Source organism: Paenibacillus sp. FSL H7-0350 (assembly GCF_038593195.1).
Lineage (GTDB): Bacteria > Bacillota > Bacilli > Paenibacillales > Paenibacillaceae > Paenibacillus_AQ.
Map to the genome: position 1 here is coordinate 4,273,507 of NZ_CP151972.1, position 25,649 is coordinate 4,299,155.

22 protein-coding genes and 1 pseudogene are annotated in these 25,649 nt (G+C 41.2%); 3 read left to right on the forward strand and 20 right to left on the reverse strand.

Annotation, left to right across the window (positions count from 1 at the left end; translation table 11 throughout):
- Nucleotides 1–69: 69 nt before the first annotated feature.
- Nucleotides 70–1,014: an alpha/beta hydrolase gene (locus NYE24_RS19580; protein ID WP_342476472.1), complete on the reverse strand. Its 945-nt coding sequence runs from the start codon at nucleotides 1,012–1,014 to the stop codon at nucleotides 70–72.
- Nucleotides 1,015–1,116: 102 nt separating this feature from the next.
- Between NYE24_RS19580 and NYE24_RS19585 the strand changes: the two genes are divergently transcribed.
- Nucleotides 1,117–2,028: a YafY family protein gene (locus NYE24_RS19585; protein WP_342476473.1), complete on the forward strand. Its 912-nt coding sequence runs from the start codon at nucleotides 1,117–1,119 to the stop codon at nucleotides 2,026–2,028.
- Between the two features lie 256 nt (nucleotides 2,029–2,284).
- On the opposite strand, the gene NYE24_RS19590 is transcribed toward NYE24_RS19585, so the two are convergent.
- Together NYE24_RS19590 and NYE24_RS19595 are read right to left on the reverse strand one after the other, a co-directional pair.
- The gene (locus NYE24_RS19590) at nucleotides 2,285–2,416 is read right to left on the reverse strand and encodes a hypothetical protein (protein ID WP_342476474.1); all 132 of its coding nucleotides are present in this window, start codon (nucleotides 2,414–2,416) and stop codon (nucleotides 2,285–2,287) included.
- A 50-nt stretch (nucleotides 2,417–2,466) separates the two neighbouring features.
- On the reverse strand, nucleotides 2,467–2,541 hold the full coding sequence (locus NYE24_RS19595; RefSeq protein ID WP_342479268.1) for a hypothetical protein: 75 nt from the start codon (nucleotides 2,539–2,541) through the stop codon (nucleotides 2,467–2,469).
- A gap of 237 nt (nucleotides 2,542–2,778) precedes the next feature.
- Here NYE24_RS19595 and NYE24_RS19600 point away from each other — a divergent pair, with 237 nt between their 5' ends.
- Nucleotides 2,779–2,913, forward strand: coding sequence for a hypothetical protein (locus NYE24_RS19600; protein WP_268748820.1), 135 nt, complete (start codon nucleotides 2,779–2,781; stop codon nucleotides 2,911–2,913).
- A 165-nt stretch (nucleotides 2,914–3,078) separates the two neighbouring features.
- On the opposite strand, the gene NYE24_RS19605 is transcribed toward NYE24_RS19600, so the two are convergent.
- The 3 genes and pseudogenes from NYE24_RS19605 to NYE24_RS19615 form a co-directional block, all read right to left on the reverse strand.
- Nucleotides 3,079–4,014, reverse strand: coding sequence for a hypothetical protein (locus NYE24_RS19605; RefSeq protein ID WP_342476475.1), 936 nt, complete (start codon nucleotides 4,012–4,014; stop codon nucleotides 3,079–3,081).
- A gap of 148 nt (nucleotides 4,015–4,162) precedes the next feature.
- Nucleotides 4,163–4,373: pseudogene (locus NYE24_RS19610) on the reverse strand (AraC family transcriptional regulator); the annotation flags it as partial.
- 305 nt (nucleotides 4,374–4,678) lie between these two features.
- Complete coding sequence (locus NYE24_RS19615; RefSeq protein WP_342476476.1) at nucleotides 4,679–6,559, reverse strand: discoidin domain-containing protein; 1,881 nt, start codon at nucleotides 6,557–6,559, stop codon at nucleotides 4,679–4,681.
- A gap of 840 nt (nucleotides 6,560–7,399) precedes the next feature.
- On the opposite strand from NYE24_RS19615, the gene NYE24_RS19620 reads away from it, so the two are divergent.
- Nucleotides 7,400–8,284: a GNAT family N-acetyltransferase gene (locus NYE24_RS19620; RefSeq protein ID WP_036699735.1), complete on the forward strand. Its 885-nt coding sequence runs from the start codon at nucleotides 7,400–7,402 to the stop codon at nucleotides 8,282–8,284.
- A gap of 481 nt (nucleotides 8,285–8,765) precedes the next feature.
- Here NYE24_RS19620 and NYE24_RS19625 read toward each other — a convergent pair whose 3' ends face one another.
- The 14 genes from NYE24_RS19625 to NYE24_RS19690 form a co-directional block, all read right to left on the reverse strand.
- Nucleotides 8,766–10,079: a reverse transcriptase domain-containing protein gene (locus NYE24_RS19625; RefSeq protein ID WP_342476477.1), complete on the reverse strand. Its 1,314-nt coding sequence runs from the start codon at nucleotides 10,077–10,079 to the stop codon at nucleotides 8,766–8,768.
- Nucleotides 10,080–10,474: 395 nt separating this feature from the next.
- Nucleotides 10,475–10,804, reverse strand: a complete 330-nt coding sequence (locus NYE24_RS19630; RefSeq protein WP_342476478.1) for a hypothetical protein — start codon at nucleotides 10,802–10,804, stop codon at nucleotides 10,475–10,477.
- Nucleotides 10,805–12,682, reverse strand: a complete 1,878-nt coding sequence (locus tag NYE24_RS19635; RefSeq protein ID WP_342476479.1) for a DEAD/DEAH box helicase family protein — start codon at nucleotides 12,680–12,682, stop codon at nucleotides 10,805–10,807.
- 172 nt (nucleotides 12,683–12,854) lie between these two features.
- A complete protein-coding gene (locus tag NYE24_RS19640) occupies nucleotides 12,855–14,957 on the reverse strand; it encodes an AAA family ATPase (RefSeq protein WP_342476480.1) in 2,103 nt (700 codons plus the stop codon).
- Between the two features lie 1,146 nt (nucleotides 14,958–16,103).
- Nucleotides 16,104–16,940, reverse strand: coding sequence for a hypothetical protein (locus NYE24_RS19645; RefSeq protein WP_341027696.1), 837 nt, complete (start codon nucleotides 16,938–16,940; stop codon nucleotides 16,104–16,106).
- A gap of 1,037 nt (nucleotides 16,941–17,977) precedes the next feature.
- Nucleotides 17,978–19,009: a hypothetical protein gene (locus NYE24_RS19650; protein ID WP_342476481.1), complete on the reverse strand. Its 1,032-nt coding sequence runs from the start codon at nucleotides 19,007–19,009 to the stop codon at nucleotides 17,978–17,980.
- 798 nt (nucleotides 19,010–19,807) lie between these two features.
- Entirely contained in the window at nucleotides 19,808–20,290 is a 483-nt protein-coding gene (locus tag NYE24_RS19655) for a hypothetical protein (RefSeq protein WP_342476482.1), read from the reverse strand.
- A gap of 148 nt (nucleotides 20,291–20,438) precedes the next feature.
- Complete coding sequence (locus NYE24_RS19660; protein WP_342476483.1) at nucleotides 20,439–22,106, reverse strand: recombinase family protein; 1,668 nt, start codon at nucleotides 22,104–22,106, stop codon at nucleotides 20,439–20,441.
- A gap of 61 nt (nucleotides 22,107–22,167) precedes the next feature.
- Nucleotides 22,168–23,715 (reverse strand): recombinase family protein, encoded by a 1,548-nt coding sequence (locus NYE24_RS19665; RefSeq protein WP_342476484.1) that lies wholly within the window; start codon nucleotides 23,713–23,715, stop codon nucleotides 22,168–22,170.
- 18 nt (nucleotides 23,716–23,733) lie between these two features.
- Nucleotides 23,734–23,955 carry a hypothetical protein gene (locus NYE24_RS19670; protein ID WP_094869774.1) on the reverse strand — a complete coding sequence of 74 codons (222 nt, stop codon included), beginning with the start codon at nucleotides 23,953–23,955 and terminating at the stop codon, nucleotides 23,734–23,736.
- Nucleotides 23,956–24,121: 166 nt separating this feature from the next.
- Complete coding sequence (locus NYE24_RS19675; RefSeq protein ID WP_342476485.1) at nucleotides 24,122–24,442, reverse strand: DUF960 family protein; 321 nt, start codon at nucleotides 24,440–24,442, stop codon at nucleotides 24,122–24,124.
- The gene (locus NYE24_RS19680) at nucleotides 24,443–24,910 is read right to left on the reverse strand and encodes a JAB domain-containing protein (RefSeq protein ID WP_342476486.1); all 468 of its coding nucleotides are present in this window, start codon (nucleotides 24,908–24,910) and stop codon (nucleotides 24,443–24,445) included. It abuts the gene before it with no gap.
- Nucleotides 24,907–25,290: a hypothetical protein gene (locus NYE24_RS19685; RefSeq protein WP_342476487.1), complete on the reverse strand. Its 384-nt coding sequence runs from the start codon at nucleotides 25,288–25,290 to the stop codon at nucleotides 24,907–24,909. Before NYE24_RS19685 ends, NYE24_RS19680 begins: the two co-directional genes overlap by 4 nt.
- 132 nt (nucleotides 25,291–25,422) lie before the next feature.
- The gene (locus tag NYE24_RS19690; protein WP_342476488.1) at nucleotides 25,423–25,590 is read right to left on the reverse strand and encodes a recombinase family protein; all 168 of its coding nucleotides are present in this window, start codon (nucleotides 25,588–25,590) and stop codon (nucleotides 25,423–25,425) included.
- Nucleotides 25,591–25,649: the final 59 nt, after the last annotated feature.

A 25,649-nucleotide genomic window follows, 5' to 3' on the forward strand; every position in this document is an offset into this window, starting at 1 on the left:
AATACCCTATGCAAAATAAGAACGCACGTTAGTAGCATAAAAAAAGGAATTGCAAATTTGCAGTCTCAGCTAGATGGCATCCTGCTGTTTCAGCCATCTCAGAATCGCTTGGTTTGTTTCTTCCGGCTTTTCTTCCTGGATCCAATGACCGCAGTCCAGATTGACCACTTCCACATTGGGCACGAACTTCGTCAGGTTTTCAGACTTCGCAACCACATCCCGGTCGCCGTAGATCATGAGGGTCGGCTGCTGGATGATGGGGTTCGCCTCCGCCAATAAGCGCCAGTTGCGGTCAAGGTTCCTGTACCAATTTATGCTGCCCGTGAACCCTGATGTTTCAAAAGCGGAGACGTAAACGGCCAGCTCGCTTTCGCTCAATACGGGCTCACCGAGCGGTGTTTCTGCTCTGGCGAGATTGATCAACGCCATACCTGGTTCAGGTGCTCTGAGAGGCTCGTTCTTCCGATACAGGTTGCGAAGGAACCTGTATGTATTGTCTTCGAATACGGCGTCCGCGACGCCTGGCTGTCGATTGAAGTGGACGAAATAGAAATCGCCGCCAAGTATTTCTTCCATGAACTCGATCCAGGGTTTTTCTCCGCGCTCTTGGTAAGGCAAGCTCAGATTTATCACTTTATTGACGCGGTTTGGATGCAACAAGGTCAGTCCCCAAACGACGAATGCACCCCAGTCATGACCGACAAAGGTGGCGTCTTTGTATCCGTAGTAATCGAGAAGAGCGACAAGGTCACCCGACAAGCGTTCGATGTCATAGTCTGTCACTTCGGTCGGACGGGATGAGTTGCCGTAACCCCGCTGGTTTGGAACGATGACATGGTAGCCCGCTTCGGCAAGGACGTCCATCTGATAGCGCCAAGAAAAGGCATGCTCTGGCCAGCCGTGACAGAGGACAATGGGTTTTCCGGCATTTTGCCGGCCTGCTTCAAAAACTTCGAGTTCCACACCGTTGACTGAAATAAGGGTTGACTTGGGAAAATCGGTTGGATTAAACATGTAATGTAATTACCTCCTTCTTGTGATACATGTAGTATAATGGATAAAGGATGACATCTTATTGTCATCATTCTAAAATCATGTACAAAAAAGAGGGCCATTATGGACAAAGTGGAGAGACTCATTTCGATTATCATGATATTGCTGAAAAAAAAGGTTGTTTCTTCAAGGGAATTCTCGCAGCTATTTCATGTTTCCAAAAGAACGATCCTGCGCGATATGGAAACATTAAGCTTATGCAATATTCCGATCTACTCTGTCATCGGGGTCAAAGGCGGCTTTGGCCTAATGGATGAATACAAGGTGGATAAACGCCTATTAAGCAGCTCCGATTTACAAAATATATTAACCGCGCTGGGCGGATTGGAACAACTTCTCCTTACTGAAGACGTTGAAAGAACGATAAAAAAAATAGAGGCAATGGTTAGTCCCTTGTCTCTGAATCGTTCCATTCGACTGTCGTTTTATGATTGGCAAGGTCGGTCCGAAATACTTGAAACCTTAAAGACCTGTCAAGAATCCATTTCAAAGAATAGGCTTGTTTACTTTGATTATACAGATAAAGACGGGGCTGTAACGAATAGAATGGTCGAGCCGTATGAGCTGCATTTCAGCGAATCGAGTTGGTACTTAAAAGGCTTCTGTTTGCATCGACAGGGATCTCGAACATTCAAGCTATCTAGGATCGATCATATTACGATGAATGAACGCGCTTTTCAGCCCAGAGACGATTGGTCGGAGCAAGGACATGAATCAAGTTATCTACCGCAATTCGTCACGATTAAGGCATGGATATCACCTAACATAAAAGATCAAATCATCGAAAGGTACGGTCGAAAAAGCATTGAGGACCATGGTTCCGGACTTTTATTAGCAACCCTGTATGTCCCTCAAAATCATATAGGATTTCAACTTTTAGCAAGCTTCGGTACTCATCTAAAAGTTGAGGAGCCCGTAACCTATGTGGAAGACTTTCGTAAATTTTTAGATCAAATGGTGGAGAACTATTCTTAATTAGGGGCTCGTATTGTTATATGTGACTGATGCCATAATGAGTTGGGTCTTAGGCGCTTCTCATGGAATTAGTATTGAAATTTCAACCCAACTTTTCGCCGTCACTTATGATATGGTTCACCGCGCTGTCTGTAACGGCAAATTTAAAGCCCCTTTTAAGATACCTTTGAGAAAATGCTTCGCAACCATTCAAAGGGGGGGGCCTCTGTCATCTTCAGATGACTAGAACACCCCTTCTTATCCTGCCTTGCAAGCACTAACCTTCTTCCTTTGGCCAACCGCCCCACGAGTTGCCCATATGTCTATCCGGGTCGTACGCTTCATGAATGTTATCCACCTGAAGTGAGATAATCGGCTGTAGCTGACCCCGGCTGTTCGTGAAGTCCAACTTCGGTACCTCCGGGCAGCCAATAAGTCCCAAACCGACACCCCCGACGTTTAGCCAAGCCTCTTGGTCGCCTGGGCATATTCAAACGTGAATGGAATGCCAAGCATCTCCTTGTACCACCTCACGGAAGCTTCCAGATCACGAACCAATAATTGGACAACCGCATAGTTTTAACGTTGACTGCCATAAGTAATCCTCCTTCAAATCGTTCTTCGCAATATATAACGAAAGCTACCGCGAAAAAGAAACGGGCACTGCTAAATATTTTGAAAAAAATCTATTAAAATCATATACCATATTCTGAATCAAGTACCCTGACCCCTTCTAATGGGTTCATTTTCATTTTTAGGAGGCTTCTAAGTTTGAGGATCATCAAAACACAGCAGAGCGTTAACATGCTGCGCAGCGCCAGAACACTTTCGGCGGCACTCCTCGATCAGATTGAGGACTATTTCGCTTGGGACATGTTTAACAAGCTCCCCAACTTGGGAGTGTAGTGGATTTCTTTCGCTGGCCTGTACGTGACGCCGTCCGGCTCACGGTTCCGTAAACAAAAACAGCTCCTGGTTAAATGCTGCGTCTCTTCGAGCTCCCTCATATTATCGTCCGCAGCCAAGCCCTGAATGTTTAAGATGGCTCTGATATTTTAGTACCGCCGAACATTACATGAATATAGCTTCTTGAAACTTAATTTCCAGCTCTGCTAAATGACTTAAAGCTTCACCTATCATACGCCAATCACCGTTTACCGCCAGCGAGTGGCACCTGCCATACACTTCTGACTGCAACAGCTTAATTTCGGCTAAACCACCATTCTCACTTCGGAAGAATTCGCTAAAGTTCAATGCACGTCTTGCCGCTACCTGAAACGCAAAATGTGTCAAATGACCCAGCAAACTAGGGTTAATATCGCCACCCAGAATATATCTCTTTAACTCTGCTATGGCATCACTTCCTATTAACCAGTTACGTTCCGAGCATTGTTCTTCTATATCGTTATAAACTTGTCTGAAATACCGGATAGCCTCAACGCATATTTCCTGATGATTCGGGTGCTTAACTCGTTTGGGGGCACACCAGTAATGATAGGTCATATCATGTGGATACAATCGGTATTGAAGATGACTTGTTTTACTTGCTTTTATCAAGTCTTCCATTGGAAGCATTGCATAAGGATATCCTGCAGGGTCATGGAGTCTAACCACTCCATTCTCTACCCCAAAAGCCAGCACATAATGATCGCAACCATGTAGATAACTATGATTAGGCATATATCTTAAATAACCCATATCCAACGGTCCTAGCAATACTGGATGTTGTTTGATTGCAGTTGTAAGTATTCCTTCAATATTTGAACTATCTATGCTTGAATATTCGGTAATGGTGAATCCCAGTATGTCCAGTGCCTTGCTTACTCCGATATGTGGAACTCCGTTCGAAAAGAATACCATGTTGTCCTCTTTGAACCAGAGCGCTCCAAGTCCAACGCCAGACAAGACTTCAATAGATTCCGCAGGTATTCTTTCCCCGACAGTGTCAAGAAGCATGGAAGTGGAATTGGAATAACAATACGCCCCATTTCCTATATAGGTAAACATGAATTTATCCTCCTTCCTCAATTAGCAGACAATAATTACATTTCATTTACCGCTGACCGAGTTCCCGTATTGCCTCTTCGGCAGATTTTACAGATGAAAAAACGCAATAAGCGTATTCGCCAAAGCAAGTAAGAAAAGGAAGCGATAAATTTGTTGTCTGCAGTTCGAATGCCGCCAATGTCAACCGTTCGATGTCGAATGTACTCCGATAAAGATAAGCCAGTAATAAATGGAAACATTCTTTAAAAAAGATAGGTGAAGCAGCAGGCTCTCTGTGCTATTTCATCTAATGAAATAGTGTCCACTAGATTTGTTTCGATATATTCCATGGCACTATTCATCCTGTCCAACCAATCCATCGTATTCCCTCCCTTCAAGGTAATTTTATCGGAAATAAAAAATGAATACCTTGCAATTTCTGCACGAAAAAGTCAGCAAAAAACTTGCCCTCATGTATGATACAGTTCGGCGTAACATCTGTAGGGTGAAATCGAAAGGTATCTTAGTATTTTACCGACACCATGTATTCCTGCATGACAATTACCATGCTCGGAACCCGTGCGATCCCAGCGGGGCGTCGTGTCTCTAATCAAAAATCAAAAAGCCCCTTAAACTTAAAAGTCTCAGAGGCAATAAATCTTTACTATTACATCAGTCGCAAGGGTTATGTCGTAAAATCAGATCCGTAGGCCTCAAACTCATAAATCCTTGCTGCGGGGTTTGTGGTCTGTGTAGGCGTCGTTACGTTCAGCTTAATATATCGAACCGATACTGCGGTTATCATGTCTACGGTAACACCGCTCGTATTGTTGGTTCTGTTGACCACTGTGTTCCAGTTCGTACCATCGGTGCTGACTTGGATATTGTAAGCCTTGGTGTTGTAGGAGGCGGTCTCTCCTCCTTCCGATGCATGCTTGATGACAAATTGGTTTACTTGCTTCACGGAGCCAAGATCGATCTGCAGCCAACGGTTACTGGATTTGGAGCACCATTTGCTGTCATTGGTTACGCTACCGTCCACGGCTTTGAAGGCGGTTTGCGAGGTGTTGCACATACTATCAGCCATCACAGGTTTATTTAATGCCACATTTGGAGGTCCGTATACCTCGAATGCATAGATTCTTGCTGCAAGGTTGGTAGTTTGCGTGGGCACCGTAACGTTCAACTTGATGTAACGAGCCGGTACAATAGTTGTTTTGTCCAACGTAGTGCCGCTTACGTTGTTGGTTACGTTTACGACCTCATTCCACTTCAGACCATCCGTGCTAACCTGGATATTATAAGCCTTGGTGTTGTAGGAAGCGGCCTCTCCTCCTTCCGATGCGTGCTTGATGACGAATTGGTTCACTTGCTTCACGGAGCCGAGATCGATCTGCAGCCAACGGTTACTGGATTTGGAGCACCATTTGCTGTCATTGGTTACGCTACCGTCCACGGCTTTGGCTGCAGTTTGCGAAGTATTGCACGTACTGTCAACCGTCGCGGGTTTATTTAATGCCAAATTGGGCGGTCCGAATACCTGAAACTCGTATATTCTTGCTACAGGATCTGTAGTTTGCGTAGGCGTCGTAACGTTTAACTTGATATACCTTGCTGATAATGCAGTGATATTGTCTACCGTCACACTATTTTTATTATCGGCTACGTCGACTGCAGTTTTCCATTTAACACCATCTTCGCTGACCTGAATATTATACGCCTTCGTGTTAAGGGAGGTTGGCTCTCCGCCTTCCGATGCGTGCTTGATGACAAATTGATTTACTTGCTCAACGGAGCCAAGATCGATCTGCAGCCAGTGGTTGCCGGATAAAGAGCACCATTTGCCGTTATCGGTTACGCTACCGTCCACGGCTTTGGCCGCTGTTTCCGAGGCGTTGCACGCACTGTCCGCCATCGCGGATTTATTTAACGCTAAGTTCGGAGAACTGACCGTTATCGTGTACGTCACCTTATTCGTACCGCTTTGCCCGGTTACGATGATCTTCATGCCCGTCGCTAGCGTCTTCGCTTTCGTTATTCCGTCTACATCGTAGATCTCGAACGTTGCATTCGCTGACGGTGTAATCGCAGCCTTCAACGCCGCTAGCTTGACGTCACTCTCGACAATGATAGTCTCATTCTCCGTCCCGCCAACGCTTACCGTACCGATCGTAGAGGTCAATGTAACTGCGCCGCACTGCGCGCCTGCGCTTGAGGCCGCCCATTTTGCATACAGCGTAAGGTCATTATTGATTAAATCTGACGTATTGTAGGCTTGCGTCAGCGCGCTGTCGTAGAACCAGCCCTCGAAGCTGTAGCACTGTTTCACAGGAATTTGTTGAAAAAACACCGTACCTCCGGGTGACACAAAACTAGGGGCAATCGTTGAGCCGCCGTTCGTATTATAAGTCACGACCTCTTGGGCGGGGCCCCCTTCATCTCCTCCGGCAAATGAAGAAGATCCAAATGTCAGTAACGAAACGATGATCGCTGCAGCCATCAAGAGACCTCTTACCCTCGGTATAATTCTTTTCCTGCCTCGACTAAATCCTGACCCTTCCATCATTTGTACCCCTCTCTGCTAAACTAATAATTAAAGCTTTTGATACTTTATAACAACAACGTACAGCATCTCTAACTAACTTGGAAAGTGGAGGAGGGGGGTGGATTCAACTCATGTGGCTGTTGCATCATTCATTATGTTATTCATAATACGCAAAATAATGTTTGTTTTTCGTTATTTCTGCTTTATTAAGGTCGAAAGGGGCCCAGAAGCAGCATCACCCTGCTCATAAGCATCGAATTACCGAATAACAACACTACGAAAAAAACACTTCTTTAGGCCGCTTTCGCATTCATTAAGCTGCTTAAACAGGTAGCTGGACATTATTAATGACGAGGATTGGTGGCATATAACGATGTTTGCATCAGACACTCTTCAAAAAAATCAATAAGTATACTTTCCTTGGACTCCTAAGTATCATTGATTTCACTTATTCTCAGCCAAAGAAACTAACCTCCTTGCTTTTAAAACACATATAACAGTCGCTATTAGTTCTCTCCACAAAAGGAATATCCTTTTTGAAGGAAAGCAACGTTTAATATTCCCTATATTCACCCAATAAGTGGGTGACTTGACGCGATTAGATTCGCTAGTTTTGGAAGAGTGGTACCACTATCTTTCGCCCTACTTATGATATGGTTCACCGCAATAGCTGAAGGGGCAAGTTTTATTTAATATGTTCTTTGCATAGATTTATAATGATTTTTTCGATACCATATTTTGTATAAACGTGAAAGGGGACCTATAAAGTGAACATTACTATTTCCTATTCCAATCCTAAAGAATTGTTCAGGCTCATCCTTCCAGCACAAATGATCTATTATTATACCCCGGAGGTAAAACATGAAGACCACGTTAAGAAGGTATAGATTACTTTCTGATTTCGAAAGAGTCTCTCAGTTCATGCGATTAAACTTCAAGAAGTATCAGTTGGGAGGTAATGTCCCACAACCTTTTTGGGAATATGCGCATACGCATCCCTATTTCAACCATTCTCTAACACACCGGTTTGGCATATGGGAGGAGAATGATGAAATTGTAGGTGTAGCTTGCTATGAAATGAACATTGGCGAATGCTACTTTTCAACCAAAAAAGGATACGACTTTTTAAAACAAGAAATGCTTGAATATGCAGAGACAGAACTATCCAAGAGATCAGCTGATCAATACAGCCTCGATGTTAGGGTATACGATTATGAAGAACCACTAATCAAATCACTAGTCCAAAAAGGATATCACAAGACATACAGTGAGCCGATCCGAGTTTACAATTTCAGTTCAGGTTTTTCCAAGCGCACCTTACCCGAGGGATTTACACTCATCACTTTAGAAAACGAAAATGACCTACGTAAAATTAACGATGTCATCTGGCGGGGATTTGATCATGGAGACGAACCGGACGATGACCTTGATTCCAGGCTGCTCATGCAGAGTGGTCCTCATTTCAGAAAGGACCTTACCGCAATTATTAAAGCCCCCAATGGAGAGTACGCCTGTTTTGCCGGAATGTGGGTGGATGGTGTGAACGATTTTGCATATCTTGAACCCCTTGCTACAGATCCGCGATATCGCGGTTTAGGGCTGGCAACTGTAGCCGTAACCGAGCTAATGAAGCGCACGGAAGCATTAGGAGCTACTTATTGTTTCGGAGGCGCTCCCGACTTTTATCCCAAAATTGGTTTTGAAACGGCCTGCCACCGGGAAATGTGGTCGAAAGCATGGTCCTAAATCCTTGTAATACATCGGCATAGTCGCATCCTACCCGAACTCAGATATTGTGGGAGGGAGGGCTGCTACCTATGCCATTCCGATTCTGCCAATCGGCCTAACCCTAACTGGAGCTCTTAATTCCACACAGTTGGGGCCTTAAGTAAATGGCTGAGCTGTCATTGTGTTCTAGATGATCGCCTTTCACAATATTACTGGCCTCCGTCCACTCTCAGCATCATCCTCTTTTCCTGATATCTGCTTTGCTGCACCTTATTCCTGGAGCTAAACAGATTTTCTAACCAATTGTGGCTTCAACTATCTTTTCCCAAAAAAACTTGCCTCTACTTGTGATACGGTTCACCGTGCTAGCTGAAGCGGCAAGTTTTTGACTACAAAGCAATTATGAAGTCACATAAAAAGTGATAAGACCATACCTTATTCGGCGACCTTATCACTTTTTATTTTAGAATGTATAATTTTCTACCTTATATGAATACTCTTAAGGAATTCTAATCAATCTCCTTTGTATCTTGTTCCAGTGCCTTTTGGTTTGAAGGTTTATTAAACTTTCAATTTTGTCATTCTCTTTAAATACCAGATGGGCCCTTTTGGAGTAAGAAATAAAGTTACCATGACCCTTGTAGTTATACCCCAAATGTGTGTATAAAGAATACAATTTTCTTCGGCCAATCTTCCTTCCTGTTTTTATACTCAATTTATTAATTTTCTCAATTTTTTTATAGGTTCTATGGTAATACTTATACAGACTTTTTTCGCGTATCTTCACTTTTTTTCCGTCAAATGAAAACCCTAAATAGTCTAGCTTAGACTCTTTCTCAAAAAGGCTATCCTCATATATTTTCTGATCTACAAAGTACAGGGAGCTGGTCTTACCTTCTCCCATAACCACTTTGTTATCTCCCACAATCTGTTTTATGAACTGTTCATGGGCAGCAGTTAAGTTCTCTTCCCCCTTTTTAATGGGGATCACAAATATAATATCATCACTGTACCTTCGATATATTCCACCCAAGCTATTGGCATAATTATGGAGCGCCTCATCCAAATCAACTGCGTAAACATTAGCTAAAACAGCACTGATAGCAGTCCCTTGAGGGATACCATAGTCTTTCAGATTCTTCTTAATCTCAACGCGTTTTCTGAATTCTCTAAATTCAGATGGTTTGTAGTATCGATCCCTTGGTGAACGTGATGAATTAGCACTATTAATATTTCCCAAATCTTTGATAACATCATCTTTCTCTACCCAATTGTACTTCGTAATATTTCTAAATACTTTCCACCAATCTTCAGAAAGCTTATTGGTATTTAAAGTTGTTAAAAGCCGTTTTTTTAATAACGTATGATCTAGACTATCGAAATAACTAGAAAAATCGGACACAAATATATATGCCCTTTCCTGAGAAGTAATAAATTGAACTACCTCAGCAGCAAAATCTATATTATTTTTTCCATCTTTATTATTACGATAAGCAAGAGAAACCTCGTCTATTTTTCGTGCGTAGCATAGATGATTATAAGCTTGGTTTAACAGTTCACCGTAGTACTTAAATATGTATCCGTCCATATGGCTCGCATAGAATATTTCCCTATTCTTTGGTGCTAATTTTGCATTCTCCTTATATTTCCTTGTTGTCTTTGTGTAATGGATAAAAGGATAAAAGCTATGAGATGTTATATACGAGGGGGTTTGCAGATTGCCTTTAACTATGTTGGATAAAGATATCCTTTGATCAAAATGAGGAAATGGTTTCAATTGAAAGTGCCTAAAGTTTATATTTTGCGTTTTCATTATTTTGAGTGAGCTTAAAGGGCCGTATCACTGCAGCTGTTAGGCCCTCTGAGCTTTAACTCCTTCCCGCACTTGCATGCGACTGCGTCTCATTAAACAGTTATACTAGAGTTATAATAACAATAGCATTGTGGAAAGTTGGTGACACATTCATGATTCAAATATCAGTGACCATGTCAGCAATCCTAGTTATCTGGCATGTGATAAGAATTATCGTCCAGGCCATTGACAAGAGATCATCCACATCCCTATAGTCTATTACCATAGGCAATATAATTGTATATTATGCCTGAGGTAATTTCAACCAAATACATATTCTTTAGATAGGACCTATAGCTATAAACACTTATTTCCAGCAACCAAAAAACCGCCACCTTAGAGGTGACGGATAGGTTTCAGTTGCGAATGCTAGAATCCCTGTTACGCTTTGTAGAGCGTATTTTAGATCTAAGTTTCTCAACTTCAACAATACGATCAAAGAGTACTTCTGATGTTGTTCCTGATTCCATCACTAACTTCTGAAGTCGATCTTTTTCATCAAAATAGTAATTGAAAAGAACTTGCTTTCCTTCATCTACTCGGCAGCAAGCTTCGACATGTAGCCCTATACCGTTATTTGAAAACTTTACAAACTCATAATTGGGTAACTTAGCATTTGATAACAATTCAGCAGGTGTAATGATGTGTCCTTCTATTAGCGTGTAAAGCTCATGGATATGAGACATTTACTTCCCTCCAAATTCAGAATCTAAAATCTGATCCATTACCTCATAAATATCTTCTACATGATTAAGCGCAGCAGCATATTCTTCCGGTCCCCAAGATGTACGAATACGATTTCCAACTTCTTCGTTCACGCGATATTCAAGGTAAATAGCTAACATTGCGGCATTATCAGAAGACTTTTCCGGTATCCAAGCATATTTCCCACTAAAAATTCTACAGTTAATTAAATCATTCGCTTCTTTACGGATATTATATTTGATAATTAACTCTGGAACCATCTCATTTTTAATTCTATCATCTAAATTACGTTTTTTTCTAAAAATAAATTTATCAGGTCTTAGAATTTTTTCAGTCATCGACCCCTCTTCTTGTCTTCTAACCATTTGTAGAAGTACATCTTCCGGATAATCAGGGAGCAATTCCTTGAGCTTCTTTAACTTTTCGTGTTCTTCAGCAACCCGCCGTTCCCTTTCTTTTATTAATTCAGTATCAATAAAGGAATCCGTGACAAATTCGCCTTCCCCATCTTCCTGAACGTAACCAGTCTCTTTATTTATATTTCGGTCGGTGATATTTCCACCCTCCACAGAAGTTCCACCACGTTCAATAAATTTAATTACATTGCTCTTTTCTTGTTCTTTTCTGTAAAATTCCCAAAGATCCTCTAATCCTAACTCTTGATGATGTACAACCGCCGCAATATTATCCTCTCCACTAACAACCTCATCAGCATCAATTGATCTAAGGACTCTACCAATAAACTGCTCATAAGGTAATCTTGAACGAAATGGTCTAAATATAGCGGCTATTGATAAATACTTATGATCATAACCCTCACCTAATTTTGCTACATGGATAACTACCTCAACCCTATGATTTTCTATAGCATTCAAACCAGCACTTAGTGTATCCTTTGGTAATTTACTATGAATCACAACAGCTTTTATGTCAAACTCTTCATATAAGACTTGAATTTGTTCAGCATGATAAATGCTACATGCAACTGCAATAATCTTATGCGGGATGCCACTTTCCTTTTTACGTCTAAGAATATCAATGCTCTCTTTAACAACTTTCAAACTACAGTCTTTTGAATAAGCAACTGAACGAGAAATCCAATCATCTGCCTTCAGTCCCATATCTCGAATTTGATCAATAGAATAAAACGTATCATCCTTACGATCGATGGTTAGATAAAGAACATCAGGAATATACTTCACTCTCTCCAGTGATTTTATATACCCTTTCGCCATTGCTTTACTAAGGGAATATTTATAAACATACTTTCCCTCAATAACCTCACCATCAGACCGGAAAGGAGTACCTGTTAATTTAACAACCTTAGCTGAGGAAAAGTACTCCAAAGTCTTCTCCCATGTTGGAGCTGTGGAATGATGTGCCTCGTCAATGATAATCAAATCAAAATAATCGGAATCCACTCTTTTCACTAGTGCTCTGTCCAATCTATCTTGAAGCTTGTGAATGTTCAATATAACGATATTTGCTTCATCTAATGCCCATTTAGAGGTTGTACTATCATATTCAATAACTGATGGTAGATCATTGAACTTACTAAAAATATTCCGAGCCATCCAGAAATTCTTAGGGTGCTCTGGGTCAAGAGAATCAAGCACCGCATCCTTTATGACCAATTGAGGTGTTATAATTAACACTCTTCCCAATGAATTTCCATAGGGAATTAAACCCATGACCCCTGTTTTCCCAACACCAGTTGGAAGAACAACAATGGCATGTTCGGGATTATTTTGTACGGTTAGATGATCGTAAACTGCTTTATAAGCCTCAATTTGAGGTTCTCTTAAATTATCATTTGACTCGATGTTAGGAATTGACTCAAGGAAATAATTCGGGTTCATTGGTGGCTCCCCTTTTATGATATTTTATCTAACTTCTTAACATATTCCTCGATTTCCAGTGAAATATTAAAGCAATGGTGTATCAATCGAAGATGTATTTTCTCAACTTGTTTTAGTAGAGTTTTGTTAATTGACGGCCTTAGTATAAGCAACGATCGTTGTGCTTCATTCACTACTGAATTAGTGACTCAAAAAGCTTACTCCAAACTTCTAAATAATCATCATCTATACTTTTTGCTGACCTTCCTTTAAGTAGCTGTGTCTTAGTCCGCTGAGCAAGTTCTACTTTCCAGCCTTTTTGGAGTTCAATACCATTAGAAGAAGCGTATGTTTCTATTTGCGATACTATAGGAATCCCTGGTTGTACAATGTCAGAGAAATCTTCCTCGAGATCTGCTGGTCTTGGCAACATGCGATTTACTATATCAGCTAAAAAATCAACAGAAAATAGATCCTCGACCTCTGCTCCGACCAATCCAATGACCTCGCTCACCAAAATAACATGATCTGGACTTGATTCAAAAATACTATCTCTCAGTTTTCTAGCGCTACTTAGCCCTGGGCCATCTCCATCTAATAAAACAAAAGGAAGTGTCTGGTCTTTCCCTGTAATAATGGATACAACGGCTGCTATACCCTTAACGCCTCCTGCAGGAATAAACACAATTTCTCTGTTAGGAAGGATTAATCCTTTGCTTATAAGAACGTTTTTGATTGCGCTTAGATAATACTGATCGGAAGGACCCTCAACTATTACACTTAGACAACCTTGCAGTAAAGTATCTGAAACCGATAATCCTAAAGCAGCATGAACAGGATAAATGGATTGAGTCTGCTTAACTTGCCCCTCACCAGCTCTAAGATTAGCCGAAACTGCAGTAGATCCCGCTGAATCAATATATACTGCTTTGACCCTATCCAAATGGTTAGGGTCAACCATGAAGGGAGAATGGGTTGTATAGAGGATTTGATTAGTTTTTGAAAGGTTATCAAAAAATGCTGAAAGATCCCTTTGCGCAATTGGGTGCAAAGAATTTCCTGGCTCATCTAAAAGGAGAATCGAACCTTCGTGTGAGGACTGGCTCTCTACCAAAAATACAAGATAAAAGCTTAAAAACCACTGCAGTCCAGTACTTCTTGCTTCAAGTTCTATATCCTCAGGCCTTTTATCGTCCGATACCCAAATCCTAAAATGATTACCATCTGCCTGAAACCTGAAGCGATAATCTCCTTGTTTCCACCATTCTCTAAATCTTGATGTTAGCTGTGTTGATGCCGACTGAAGTAAAACATCTCTTTCTTTCTTCTTTTCTGCTACAATTTCAATCTGTTCTTGCGAGGGGGATGATCCTTGCGGAAAATCTTCTCCAAGCTCCAGAATTTCCTGGGGCTTTAGCTTTACAAAATTAAAAAGAACCTTAAGAGTGCGAGCCTTAGCGGCTTCTTTCACTCCGAGGTCTATTCTGTTCATATTTTGAATGACATGGGGCAAATATATTTCCGAATCAAGATTACCGTAATTCGAGTAGTACACAAAAGAGGGCAGACGTTCTACAATATATTGATTTACCTCCTCATTCTCTTCAAGCTCAGGTATATCCAGTGATTCAATGTGTGCATCAATTTCATCTATTAATTGTCCAAACCTTGGAGAAATTGTTGAGCGCTTAGCTGCTTTTGACAAGTCTATTCCTTGAAGATTCTCCTTTATGCGATTCATTTGTTGTAAATCTAAGGTATCTTCCTTCACGCCTCCAAGTTCAACAAGAGAACTATCTAATACTCTTAAGATATTTTCTTTCAGAGTCTCATCTGCCTTAATTGTGGATGAAACCCCCTGAATATCCTGTATGGTCTGAGTAATCAATTCACATATAAATCTCACATCTGGCTCTATCGGTCCTTTTGCCTCTGGAAACTCCACAAAGTATTCGCCATCAAAAGCTCTTTTAACAATGACATGCTCAACCTGTACCTTGAGAAGACCAGTTAGTTCTGAAATTTTATCGTTCACTCTCTCTGAGAGATGAAATTTAGCCTCAATAAAAATTGGTTTTTTCTTGAGAGCACGAATTATATGATATTCGTCGCGAGGATAATCTTGAATAGCATTTATTTCCCCATCTTTTGCAGGATTTAATTTCCACAATGGAACAAGCAAATTAGTCTTACCTGATTCATTTGTACCTATAAATGCTGTTACATCAGATATGTTGATCCAACCGCTATCTTCAACAGAACGAAATTGCTTAACTCTAAAACTGACTAATTTCATTTGAAACCACCTTTGCTTTTTCATATGTATGATACAAGGAGGTCTTACTCTTTAGCCGAATACTTTTTGGACAACTAGATACATAAGTCCATTGTACCAGTCAGGTGTCAATATTTTCTAGTGCTTAATCTCTTTCTTAGCCCAGTTCAAAGCTTTTTGATCTACTTCAGACCTTTACTGGTCACAAAATCATGTTTTCTTATAAATTCTGTTCGTTACAGAGATATTGAACTCAATGGAGGTTCGCGGCAGTGGTATCCATTTGTAGACCCTTCTGATCCTTCTAAGGGCGAAATCCTTGAATTGTTGGGCGACATTTATGGTGAATCGAACAAGTATTTGCAGTTCAATTCTTGCGATTCCTATAGCATGAAGCCTAATTCCTACACCGATGACTCCAAGAGCTATGAAAATGAAGATAATGAAGAGTCGCCCATTCAATACCCCAGACGACTAAAAATCTGGAAGTCCGCTAAATAGAATATTGATGTTATTTGTTTACAAGGAATATGTAGATGCCAGTATTTCCGGTAAATCCATGGGCAAGCGCCCTGCCCTTCAGGACATCGAGAGCGGCAAGATACGCGTGGTTTGGGTAGTATATCTTCCTTCTACATTTGGAGGGGGCTTTGAAGTAAATAGAAAAACTTAATCGTTACATCTATAAAACCAAACAAACTCGTAGAAGCCCGTTTACGCACCGTTCCAACCAGAGGGTGCCCCCCCCCCACTCTTTCGGTTGGCATGCTGTAAATACAGGCTCCTACGAGCTTTTTATTATTAGGTCTAATATTTGTCTCGGCCATGAGATATTGTAGTTCACTCCCCAGCAAAGTGCCTTCTTTCTTTAATATCTGGATACAGATTCCAGAGTAGTTCTTTAATAAAAATCACCGCCAGTCTTCACTTATGTTTTGTAACACTGCCCTTATTATATTTCTAACAATACAACAGGGCGATACATCTTCAAAAAAGGACAGTTTCTTTTGAGGAAAAAGTAGAAATTATAAATTCCAAAAAAGCAAAAATTTAATTTGTCTGTATCAGTTCAGTCAACCTTATGAAAGTTCACTTTTCTCCACATGAACGCTATCTGGCCACAAGTCATGTCCTATGATAGAAACACAGGCTAATGCAAGTTAAATATTATGCCCCGCTTACAGTTCTAATACTGAATTTCGCAGCATAATAAGCATAAGCAATAATGATAACTATTATAATTACACCAATATACCATTGCCCCCAAAGTGCTAAAAGGATTGGTACAATTATAAATAATCCAAATATGATCCAGTTTTTAGATGAGTGTTTAAACCTTTTCTTTAACAGGACCTCCGAAAGGATTAAATCAAGTACTAATAGGAAAAAAATTCCTGAAATTAAGATTGATATTAAAAACACTTTTTGAGTCCATTCATCAGTAACCGCAATGGTTCCGACAACTAAAACTGTTATCAGTAAAATAAGCAAATTTATTGCCGTATGAAACAACGGTTCAAACAAGGAAACAAGCTTAGTTTTATAATAAACTTCTATAAATTCCATCATTCCACCGTTATTTCTATATGTAACTGAATCATACTGCGTTCTCTTTAGTTTTAATACTTCATCCTTTACTTTCTGATGCAATTCTTTAAGCTTTCTAATTCTATCCCCTTCTACCTCCTCTTCAGTCTCCACCCAATAATAGTAATCTTTTAATAATTCATAAGGTAAATATGAACTTGATTTGGTAATACATTCATCAAGTGATGTCGATACTATATTTTCCCGTAATATTTTCCGAATCGTTACTTCAAGCTCAGAATATACTTCTATTGCTTTCTCTGTTTTTCCTATTGTACTTTTTTGATTCTCAATTAAATATGCCCGGAACTGTTTGTACATCCAAATGGATACAAGGGATATTAGGATATAAAACATTGCCAACGGCGAGTTTGGAAAGAATGCTTTTATCGCAGATACTAAAAAACTTTCACTCATTTTGTTCCCCCTAACATAATTTTTATTTGTGTATCATTTATGTAGACAGTGTTCTATAGTTTCAGAGCAATATTAGTTTACTTTTATATAGTCCGTCATGTAACATTCCACTACGGATATTGACAATATAGTCGCCCCATCGATTCACAAATCAATAAATTCGTTGAGAATATAATGAAAGGAAGAGGGGGTGCGCACCCCCTCTTCCTTTCAAGCTTACTGAAACAGCTTATGAATAAGCACAATGATTAATTCAGCAGTTACGCTGATCACTACGCCCGTTATTAGTTGCTCCAATAAGCTATTCTTTTTGTTTTTGTTCTTCTTACCTTTTTTCATCCGCTACCTCCAGATAATGAAGGCACGTACCGAAACTAGGCAGAACACGTTTTTGTATTCCCTGCTTTAACAGGTTCTACTTTCTCTTGCGAATTATCGCCTTTTTAACTCTTCTTTTTAGATCGGCCCAATGGGTCGATCTTCTCCTCCGCACATATGCGGCAATTTAAAATTCCTCCGAACTGCAGAGCTACGAGTACAATGCCCGTAGTAGGGAACAGTTTTCACCGCCCCTTTTTATTTTATCCTATATATCCCATATATTCAACGGATTTCTGTTCCTTTTTCATTCTATCCGCCTCATAAAAATACTAAATTTCATAGTATATGAAAAAAAATATCTTACTATCTTACTACATACTCTGTAGTACAAATAAACTCGCAGAAGCCCGTTTACTCACCATCCTGACCAGAGTCTGACCTACCCCACTCCTATGGTCTATATGCTGTAAATACAGGCTCCTGCGAGCTTTTTTTCAAAAAACTTGCCTCTACTTATGATAAGGTTCACCGTACACGCTATAACGGCTAAATTTTTGATGCTCCTTTGCCTTCGATGAGACTACCGCAACAGCCCTTGACTCGAAACATCTGCGGGAAGTGTCCGTGGTGTCCATTGACCTTCTGCCATTTGACGCAATTGTCGCCACTGACGCTTTTTTAGGTTGGAAATTGAATTGGAGCTTCCGGCTGCTCTCTTATTTGCCCACTCTCACGTATTTCGGATTAATACTGACCTTCTCATCAAGGTATTTCTTCCAGCAGGTATTGTCCCTGGATGGATCGTTAGCCTGCTCTGTGAAGTACGTACCCAAGCTTACATTTCCAAACGTGAAGTAATCTCTTCCTCTCTGATTCCCGAATAAGGCAACCATCGCGTAGTTGTAGCTCGAACTGACTGCAATGCCTGTCTTCTGCATCGGTATTCTTTTCTGTATCTCTTCTATTGTATATGTGAACCCATCACCAGTTCCATCCGCATCCAATGATTGGAGTAGCAGAGCAAAGAGCAGATCGGCATTGGATCGTAATGTGATCTTTCCTATGTCGAAAACCTCTGATGAGAACGAGTTCCAGTCATGCTTTTTGGATACTGCTGGAGCTACTTTGGATCGGGATACTGGAATGACTTTCACCTTATGCTTCCCAAACATCATCAGGAACTTGTCTAGCTCCCGCTTATTCCCCTTGGCCTCTTTAACCGCTGGAAGCACGGATCGTACAAATGCAGAAAAATCCGTGATGTCCTCTTGGCTTACAGGTACTCTCTTCCAAACCCAATCAGGCCTTACTGTTGACATGAGATAGTTCATTGCTCGGAAATTATGCTGATCTATGATTTCCACTTTCTTAGAGCATATTAGATGTGACAAGAATGCTATTGTAATGAAGGACTGATGACCTGCTAACTTCTCTTCCCAAAATGCAAAAATGTCGTCAAGCTCCAGCTTGCCTGTTTCAGCAAACTCAGGCCAATATTTTTGTAACTTGGCAATAATAACTTTATGGGAGGGGACATAACTCGGCTTTCCCCAATGGCCGTATTTCCACTCGAACGCTTGACTAATTTCATTAGGTTCAACATTTTTAGGATCAGAAAAGCTTTCTTTCCACTTTAGGTATGGCTCTTCTGGATATTTCGATACCTCATACTTGGTTGTGTATTCCCCAAAGTGTTCTGAGATGGTCTTGGCTATCGACTCGATTTCCTTCTTCGTCAATTCGGACATATACCGTCCCTCCAATTTCTCTTAGATTCAGTTTCCCATAAGACTCTTGGTATGTCATCTGTTGTGTTCTGAATACTCCTATCATTGAAATACATTTGGCACCGATTCCCCGCTTTGACCTGCATTTAGTGTCAGTGTTGTAAGTAGTGACAATAGCTGTTCAAAATCATTTTGGAGCCACTGACGCTTATTTAGGGGCTGACAAGAGATTACGTTCACTCGAACAGTCAGATTGCAATTGAAATCTGCTGACCTTGGATCTCTCGCTTCATCTGGACAGCAAAAGACCCCTTTACTTATAAGTAGAAGGGTCTCTAATAAATATCTATTCATTCTTTAGCAAGCATTTCTATGCTTTCTTGCGTGACAAATCTTACAGTATACCTCAGCGTTTTCAACTGAGTTGATTACTTGTACTGTAGCATCGTCTGGAAATTCACTTACTTCCCTTTTGTGATGTACATCCAAATCATCTTCATACAGCTGACTTGGAGGGACTGGACATCGCGGATTCATACAATTTTTCCCGTACTTTTCTAATGCTGATCTTCTAAATTTATTATGATGCTCACCACTCCTAGCTTTGCATTTACCGCATTTATTACTTCCGATAGTCTTATCAACGGCTCGTTTCTTGCATTTTTTACACGTATCCATTTTTACCCCCTAACTCCAAAACCAGCCCTTTATTTTCACAATCTTCTGCAAACTGTTGCAAAACTACAACATCACTTGCTGTATATCTCCGGTAATGGTTTACAATCACCTTTCATCATCCTTTCACTAAAAGATTAAATTTTAATACTTGCTCAGTGACTGTACTTCAGCATCTGTCAGGCCGCGATAAAGACCACATCCACGCTCATGACTCCACGAAACTTGTGCAAAAGGGCTTGTTTCTTTCTCTCCTCCCAGTCCCACCCAACGTCTTGTTGCCCGAAAAACACCACTTAGAGCCCCGTGCTTCTCCAATATAGGGAGTGCCTGCCGTAGGTCGTCACTGTAGACAAGCCCAGGATGATTCATAAAGTAATTCCATACCTGTTGTTGCTTTTGAGAAAGACCATCGCGAAATCTTCTTAAACGATCCAAATGCTCTGACTCTACAATTCCATCCTTCTCGTTCTTGACAAGTTCTCCTACAAAGTCCCCATCCTGCTCATCATCTTCTACCTCTGTTATCTCCTGATTCAGATAGGCATCGAGAAAACCACGAAATTTCTCAATGGATGCTTCACCTTCGTTCATTTCAAACTCAACGGTTATCTTTAGTATTTTCATTTGAACACCTAACCTTTCAAATTTATATGGCTTGATGTTCTCATTCTAAACAGATATAAGAACGTTGTCAATAGAAAATTTGTTTACAAACGGTTCTCATTTATTTGAGAACATTCTCATTAATGAAGAATATTAACGCTTTCATTCTTCATATGGCAATAGAAATGTTTATTCCTTCAATTTTGTGTATTATATGGACAGAAAGAGACCCTTCTGTATGGTTCACAGAAGGGTCAGTGTTTAAAAAATGGTGTACCGTATTCTCATCGAAGTTCATATCGATTTGGTCGATGCTTTTTGAATCCTTGATTGTAATTTGCTTGATGACCAAATGCATTAAGGTCTTTCGTTGGTCAAATGATGACGAATCCAGCAGCTTATCGAACTTGACCAGAAGAGAACGGACAACTTCGTAGGAGACAGGCTCAGCATGGTCCTCTTTCATTTCAGCAGCCAGCTCTGTCTTTTTGACATGTAATCGTTCCAGTTCTTCACCAATGTCATCAAGCCGCTTGGAGAACATCGTCTTATCTAAACCGTTCATTTCGTACATGTCAAAATACTTTCGCCGCTTCCCCTCCAGCTCTGTTATCTTAACCAGAATATGCTCAAGTTCCTGCTGTAGGGGTTTGACACGCTTCGTTTTCCTTTCATTGATGTTTTTCACGATAGCCTTGAGAATCTGAGGCTTTGCTAATACTTCTTTAAGCCGTTTAATTACATAATTCTCTGCCTCCAGCTTCCGAATGCTGTTGGCGCTGCATACCTTGCTCCCCTTGTTACGGAAGTTGCTGCAAGAGTAGTATAGACGCATGACCTTACTGCCATCCTTCTTACGATTCTGAGTCCGATTAGCTACCATTGGTGCTCCGCATTTTGGACAGCGAATGAGCCAGGTTAGCAGGAACTCGCCATCGAACCGCTTCAAGGAGACCACTGATTTTTTCTTGCGTAGGTACTGTACTTTGTTCCATAGTTCTTCCGAAACAATAGCGGGGTGAATCCCATCAAAAGTCTCCAGTTTGGTGTTAAGGCCCTTACGCCTTTTCTCACTCCAGTTTTCATATCTTCCATAGCGTATTCTCCCCACGAAGAATGGATTGTCCAAAATCTCCTTCACCCCACTGATGGAGAAAGCCCCTCCCGATTTGGTTACATAGCCCTCATGGTTCAGTTCATTAGCAATCGACTTGAAACCTCGTCCGGTTGCGAAGCGTTCAAATATTTTGAGAATGATGACTTCTTCCTCGGGGACTATCACTACTTTTGACTCCCGAACCCGAACTCCATTCACGACATCTTCTACACTTCGGTACCCAAGCGGTAGTTTACCGTTATGTTTCCCTGTCCTAGCACGTTGTTTATGACCCATCCTAACATTGTCAACTATAGTATTTCTTTCCAATTCCCCTACAGCACCCATGATTTGCATCATGAATTTTCCATGAGAGGTTGAGGTGTCGAATTGTTCGGACATGGACATGAAAGCTACATCATTCTTATGCAGTGTATCAACGATATGAAGAAGATCACCTGCATTCCTCGCCAACCTATTAAATTTCCATACTAAGCAAATATCTATTAGATTGCTTTTTGCATCCTGAAGCATTTGCTGCAGCTCAAAGCGATTATCCATGCTTTTACCGCTGATCCCTCGGTCCACGTACTCTCGGTAAACTTCATAACCATAAAGATTACAATAATTCCTTAATGTTCCAATTTGTGCATCAATGGAATAGCCATGCTCAGCCTGTTCCTCCGTGCTCACACGGGCGTAAATACCGACTCGGCGCACCTTATCAGAGGTCATTAACATTGGAGTACTCACTCTGGTTCCAGCCCGACCCGATTTATGCAGGTTTGTTGTTGGTTATGCATTAAAATTCCTCCATATCATTTGTGAGTAGTATATGATTTAACGATGCACTCCCATGTAAGACAGCTTTTGATATATTCCTGTCAGCTGGAAGCGTAATTTTATCAAACAAGCCCTTAAGCAGCTTCTTTTGCTGTTCATGCGGGGAGGTTTGGACCATTGCCCACACATTCTTCAATGCGGCAAGAATCTTATTGCTATCTACCAATTGTATCTGTTGATTGGCAAGTTTTTCTTCAACAACTCGCAGCCCCTCCTGCTTAACAGCTTTCTGCTCTTCAAGTTCCTTAAGCCGTACCACTAGAGTTTCCTGAGGGATATGCTCCTCTTCAAATAACTCAAAGCATCTTTGCTGCCGCTGATCAAATGCAACCAACTCCTTAATCAAACCTCTCTTTTCATCCTCAAGAGGTTTACGGCTTAGATCCCGCTTATCGTTCGCTGCCGCGATGATTTGATTCAGCAAAGGAGGTTTAGTCACAAGCTCCTGCATTTGTTGAGAGAACCAGCAATCCATATCATCTGCACGAATCGCGTTTAAGCTACACGCAGCGGAGCCCTTACTCCTATAGATCGAGCACACATAGTAGTAGTTCTTCCGAATTGTCCCGTTTTTGTTATAGCTCTTCGTGTGTGCCGCAACCATGCTGCACCCGCAACCAGGACATTTGAGCAATCCTGACAATGGAAAATGCCGTTTGATCGTCTTCAATGGCGGGTTCGATCGACTTCGTAGCTTGGCTTGGACTTGTTCCCACAATTCCAAAGCAATGATTGCTTCTTGTTCACCCTCCACCAGTTGTACCTCAGCCCCTGTATGGCGCTGGCTTGTACCAATGCGTATTTTTCCGATGTAGTTGGGATTAGTCAGGATGCCTCTCACCGCCGCGATCCCAAAAGCTAGGCCCTTCTTGGTCCGACAACCTGCAGCATTTAGTCGATTGGTGATTGCCTTGTACCCTAATCCATCTGCATACATGGTAAAAATAGTTCGAACTAGCTCAGCCTCAGGTTCCACAACTTCAAGCCGTTGCTGTCCAGGGTCAGGATTCTTATGCCACCGGTAACCGAGCACCATATTCCCGCTATTCCAGCACCCCTGCCGATTGCGCTCTTGCACAGCTAAACGGACATTGTCACAAATCTGTTCCCGTTCTAACTCAGCAATAGCACTCAGCACCTGTACAACAAAGCTGCCCATCGTCGTATCGGTATTAATATCTTCTGTCACGCTCTTTATTCCGACATTGCTCTTATTAAGAATTTTCACCATATGCAGCAAGTCACTATGGTTGCGTGAAAGCCGATTTAGCTTCCAGACTAAGACGTTTTGAAAACACCCCTGCTGTGCATCCACAAGTAACTGCTGCAAAAGGGGTCTGCCCTGAATCGACTTTGCTGATTTTCCTGCATCTATATATGCTTTATATAGAGTTAGATTGTGCCGTCTGCAGAATACCTTAAGCATATCCATCTGACCATCTATGCTGTAACCATCCACCTGCTCATCTGTGGAGACCCGAATGTAGAGGGCTACTGTTGATACCATTAGGTTGACCTCCTATTCTCAGGCGACCATTTGGTAGTCTGCTGTCCCAAGAAGTTGTGAGGTCAGTTCATGGTTAGCGAGTTCTTCCATTTCCAGCAATTCAACTGGCTCCAGCCAGAGCATAACTTCTGCACGGTATGATGCCCTTTTCTCTTGCATGGAAATGTAGTTGATAACCATATCCGAGAGCAAATCAATAGCGGATTCAAATTCGTACTGTACATTAAAGCCGTCCCTCATAGCAGCTCCCCCTTTGAAGTATGTCATCGAAACAAGAGCCTACCGCCTTTATAAGCAGACTTGTTTACTCTATTTATGATTTCTGCTGCTTTTAATGATTTCGATTGTTATTTGAAGCGCTACGATAATGAGATTAATAACCCTTGGATTCATCTGTCCCACCCTCTCAATATTCTGATGGCAAGAGCATCGTCACGTACTCGTCGCTATCAATTATCCACACGTTAATGCCATGCAGAGGCTTATTAATGCCAGGATAACTATAGGTCTTTGTACGTTCCGGTTGCTCTTGAGAGTGGATGATCTTTTGAACCATATGACTTCCCTCGTTCTCAGTAGTCAAATCAAATACTTGAAGGTAGTCCATCTGTATACCGCTTTGAATTTGTTCATCCAATAACGCCCATAGAAGCAGTTGCAGTTCAGGGTTGAGCTCATTATTTACGCCTCGCGTTACGTATCGTTGGGAATCAAATGTATAAGACACTTACATCAGTCCCCTTTCCTTCATGCTTGTATATTGGATGCCTTCTCCAAGAATAAGATGGTCGAGTAGATCAATGCCAAGTAAGCATCCGCTATCCCGCAGTCGCTCTGTAATCTCAACGTCTTCAGGGCTGGGATCTGGCTGACCTGACGGATGATTATGGCAGGCTATGATGGAGGCTGAGTTGGCAAGAATCGCAAGCTTGAACGTCTCCCTGGGATGGACAATAGAGGCATTCAGCGACCCGTAAGATACTTGATGCATAGCGGTGGGCTCATTTTTTGTATTGAGGCAAAGGATACAGAATGATTCCCGATCACAATCACCGATGAATTGGCGGAACAAGTCAACCGCATCTTGAGGTGAGCGAATCACACGATTGGGATAGAGCAGCGATGTTTTTTCACGTACCATTCGTAGAGAAATAACCTCAATACGTTTAGCTGGTTTAGGCTTAGAATTAATCATTCGAAGTCCTCCTTAGCTAGGCATTCAGATTGCTCCGCAAACCACTGTTCCAGCTCTGGCCTTAAAGCGCCCCTAAGCGCGTATATCAGCAGAAAACACTCGTTGTCGGGCATTAGGCAGGCTCGGTACATACAAACTCCATCGGGCAGTTCTACCAGTTCTACGTACTCTGGTTCATTCTCCAATAGATTCACAACAACGTCGCCATCTGTTAGTGTGCAGGTATCTTCTGACTGAACAAACAACATACGGTATCCTTGTTCTATTAGGGAGAATGGTCTTTCAATGTCATGATGAAGAGATTCTTGCATCTCCTTAAACTCTCCTACAAGGTATTTCTGGATAACAGAGGATAACATGCCTTTCTCGTATTCACTCACGATGGAAGCTTGACATGTGATATTAATCAAATCGTTCATCTCCTTAGAATCTTCTCTAGTAAATACAGCATTCTAAGGAATAATATCTATTTATAGGTTGAAGCTTTAGCGGCATCAATATACAACACTGTACTATTTGACGCGACCTTTTGAAGGCGCTGGGATGTGGAAATCTTTATTTTGTTTGACATATCTCTTGAGGTCGAATAGCTGCTCTTCCAATAACCATTCACATTGTTCTTCGGTTGATACCCTTACATATTTTGCCGCGCTCAGTCTCTGATTATTAGTATTTGACATATTCATTCTCCTCACAATATCTAGTGATATTTATACTTTCCCCTCACAATTTCCATGTC

What these genes read in the sequence shown, in the direction of transcription:
- NYE24_RS19580 (WP_342476472.1), bottom strand. Translation starts at nt 1,014, where the DNA reads ATGTTTAATCCAACCGATTTTCCCAAGTCAACCCTTATTTCAGTCAAC.
- NYE24_RS19585 (WP_342476473.1), top strand. Translation starts at nt 1,117, where the DNA reads ATGGACAAAGTGGAGAGACTCATTTCGATTATCATGATATTGCTGAAA.
- NYE24_RS19605 (WP_342476475.1), bottom strand. Translation starts at nt 4,014, where the DNA reads ATGTTTACCTATATAGGAAATGGGGCGTATTGTTATTCCAATTCCACT.
- NYE24_RS19615 (WP_342476476.1), bottom strand. Translation starts at nt 6,559, where the DNA reads ATGATGGAAGGGTCAGGATTTAGTCGAGGCAGGAAAAGAATTATACCG.
- NYE24_RS19620 (WP_036699735.1), top strand. Translation starts at nt 7,400, where the DNA reads ATGAAGACCACGTTAAGAAGGTATAGATTACTTTCTGATTTCGAAAGA.
- NYE24_RS19625 (WP_342476477.1), bottom strand. Translation starts at nt 10,079, where the DNA reads ATGAAAACGCAAAATATAAACTTTAGGCACTTTCAATTGAAACCATTT.
- NYE24_RS19630 (WP_342476478.1), bottom strand. Translation starts at nt 10,804, where the DNA reads ATGTCTCATATCCATGAGCTTTACACGCTAATAGAAGGACACATCATT.
- NYE24_RS19635 (WP_342476479.1), bottom strand. Translation starts at nt 12,682, where the DNA reads ATGAACCCGAATTATTTCCTTGAGTCAATTCCTAACATCGAGTCAAAT.
- NYE24_RS19640 (WP_342476480.1), bottom strand. Translation starts at nt 14,957, where the DNA reads ATGAAATTAGTCAGTTTTAGAGTTAAGCAATTTCGTTCTGTTGAAGAT.
- NYE24_RS19645 (WP_341027696.1), bottom strand. Translation starts at nt 16,940, where the DNA reads ATGAGTGAAAGTTTTTTAGTATCTGCGATAAAAGCATTCTTTCCAAAC.
- NYE24_RS19650 (WP_342476481.1), bottom strand. Translation starts at nt 19,009, where the DNA reads ATGTCCGAATTGACGAAGAAGGAAATCGAGTCGATAGCCAAGACCATC.
- NYE24_RS19655 (WP_342476482.1), bottom strand. Translation starts at nt 20,290, where the DNA reads ATGAAAATACTAAAGATAACCGTTGAGTTTGAAATGAACGAAGGTGAA.
- NYE24_RS19660 (WP_342476483.1), bottom strand. Translation starts at nt 22,106, where the DNA reads ATGTTAATGACCTCTGATAAGGTGCGCCGAGTCGGTATTTACGCCCGT.
- NYE24_RS19665 (WP_342476484.1), bottom strand. Translation starts at nt 23,715, where the DNA reads ATGGTATCAACAGTAGCCCTCTACATTCGGGTCTCCACAGATGAGCAG.
- NYE24_RS19670 (WP_094869774.1), bottom strand. Translation starts at nt 23,955, where the DNA reads ATGAGGGACGGCTTTAATGTACAGTACGAATTTGAATCCGCTATTGAT.
- NYE24_RS19680 (WP_342476486.1), bottom strand. Translation starts at nt 24,910, where the DNA reads ATGATTAATTCTAAGCCTAAACCAGCTAAACGTATTGAGGTTATTTCT.
- NYE24_RS19690 (WP_342476488.1), bottom strand. Translation starts at nt 25,590, where the DNA reads ATGTCAAATACTAATAATCAGAGACTGAGCGCGGCAAAATATGTAAGG.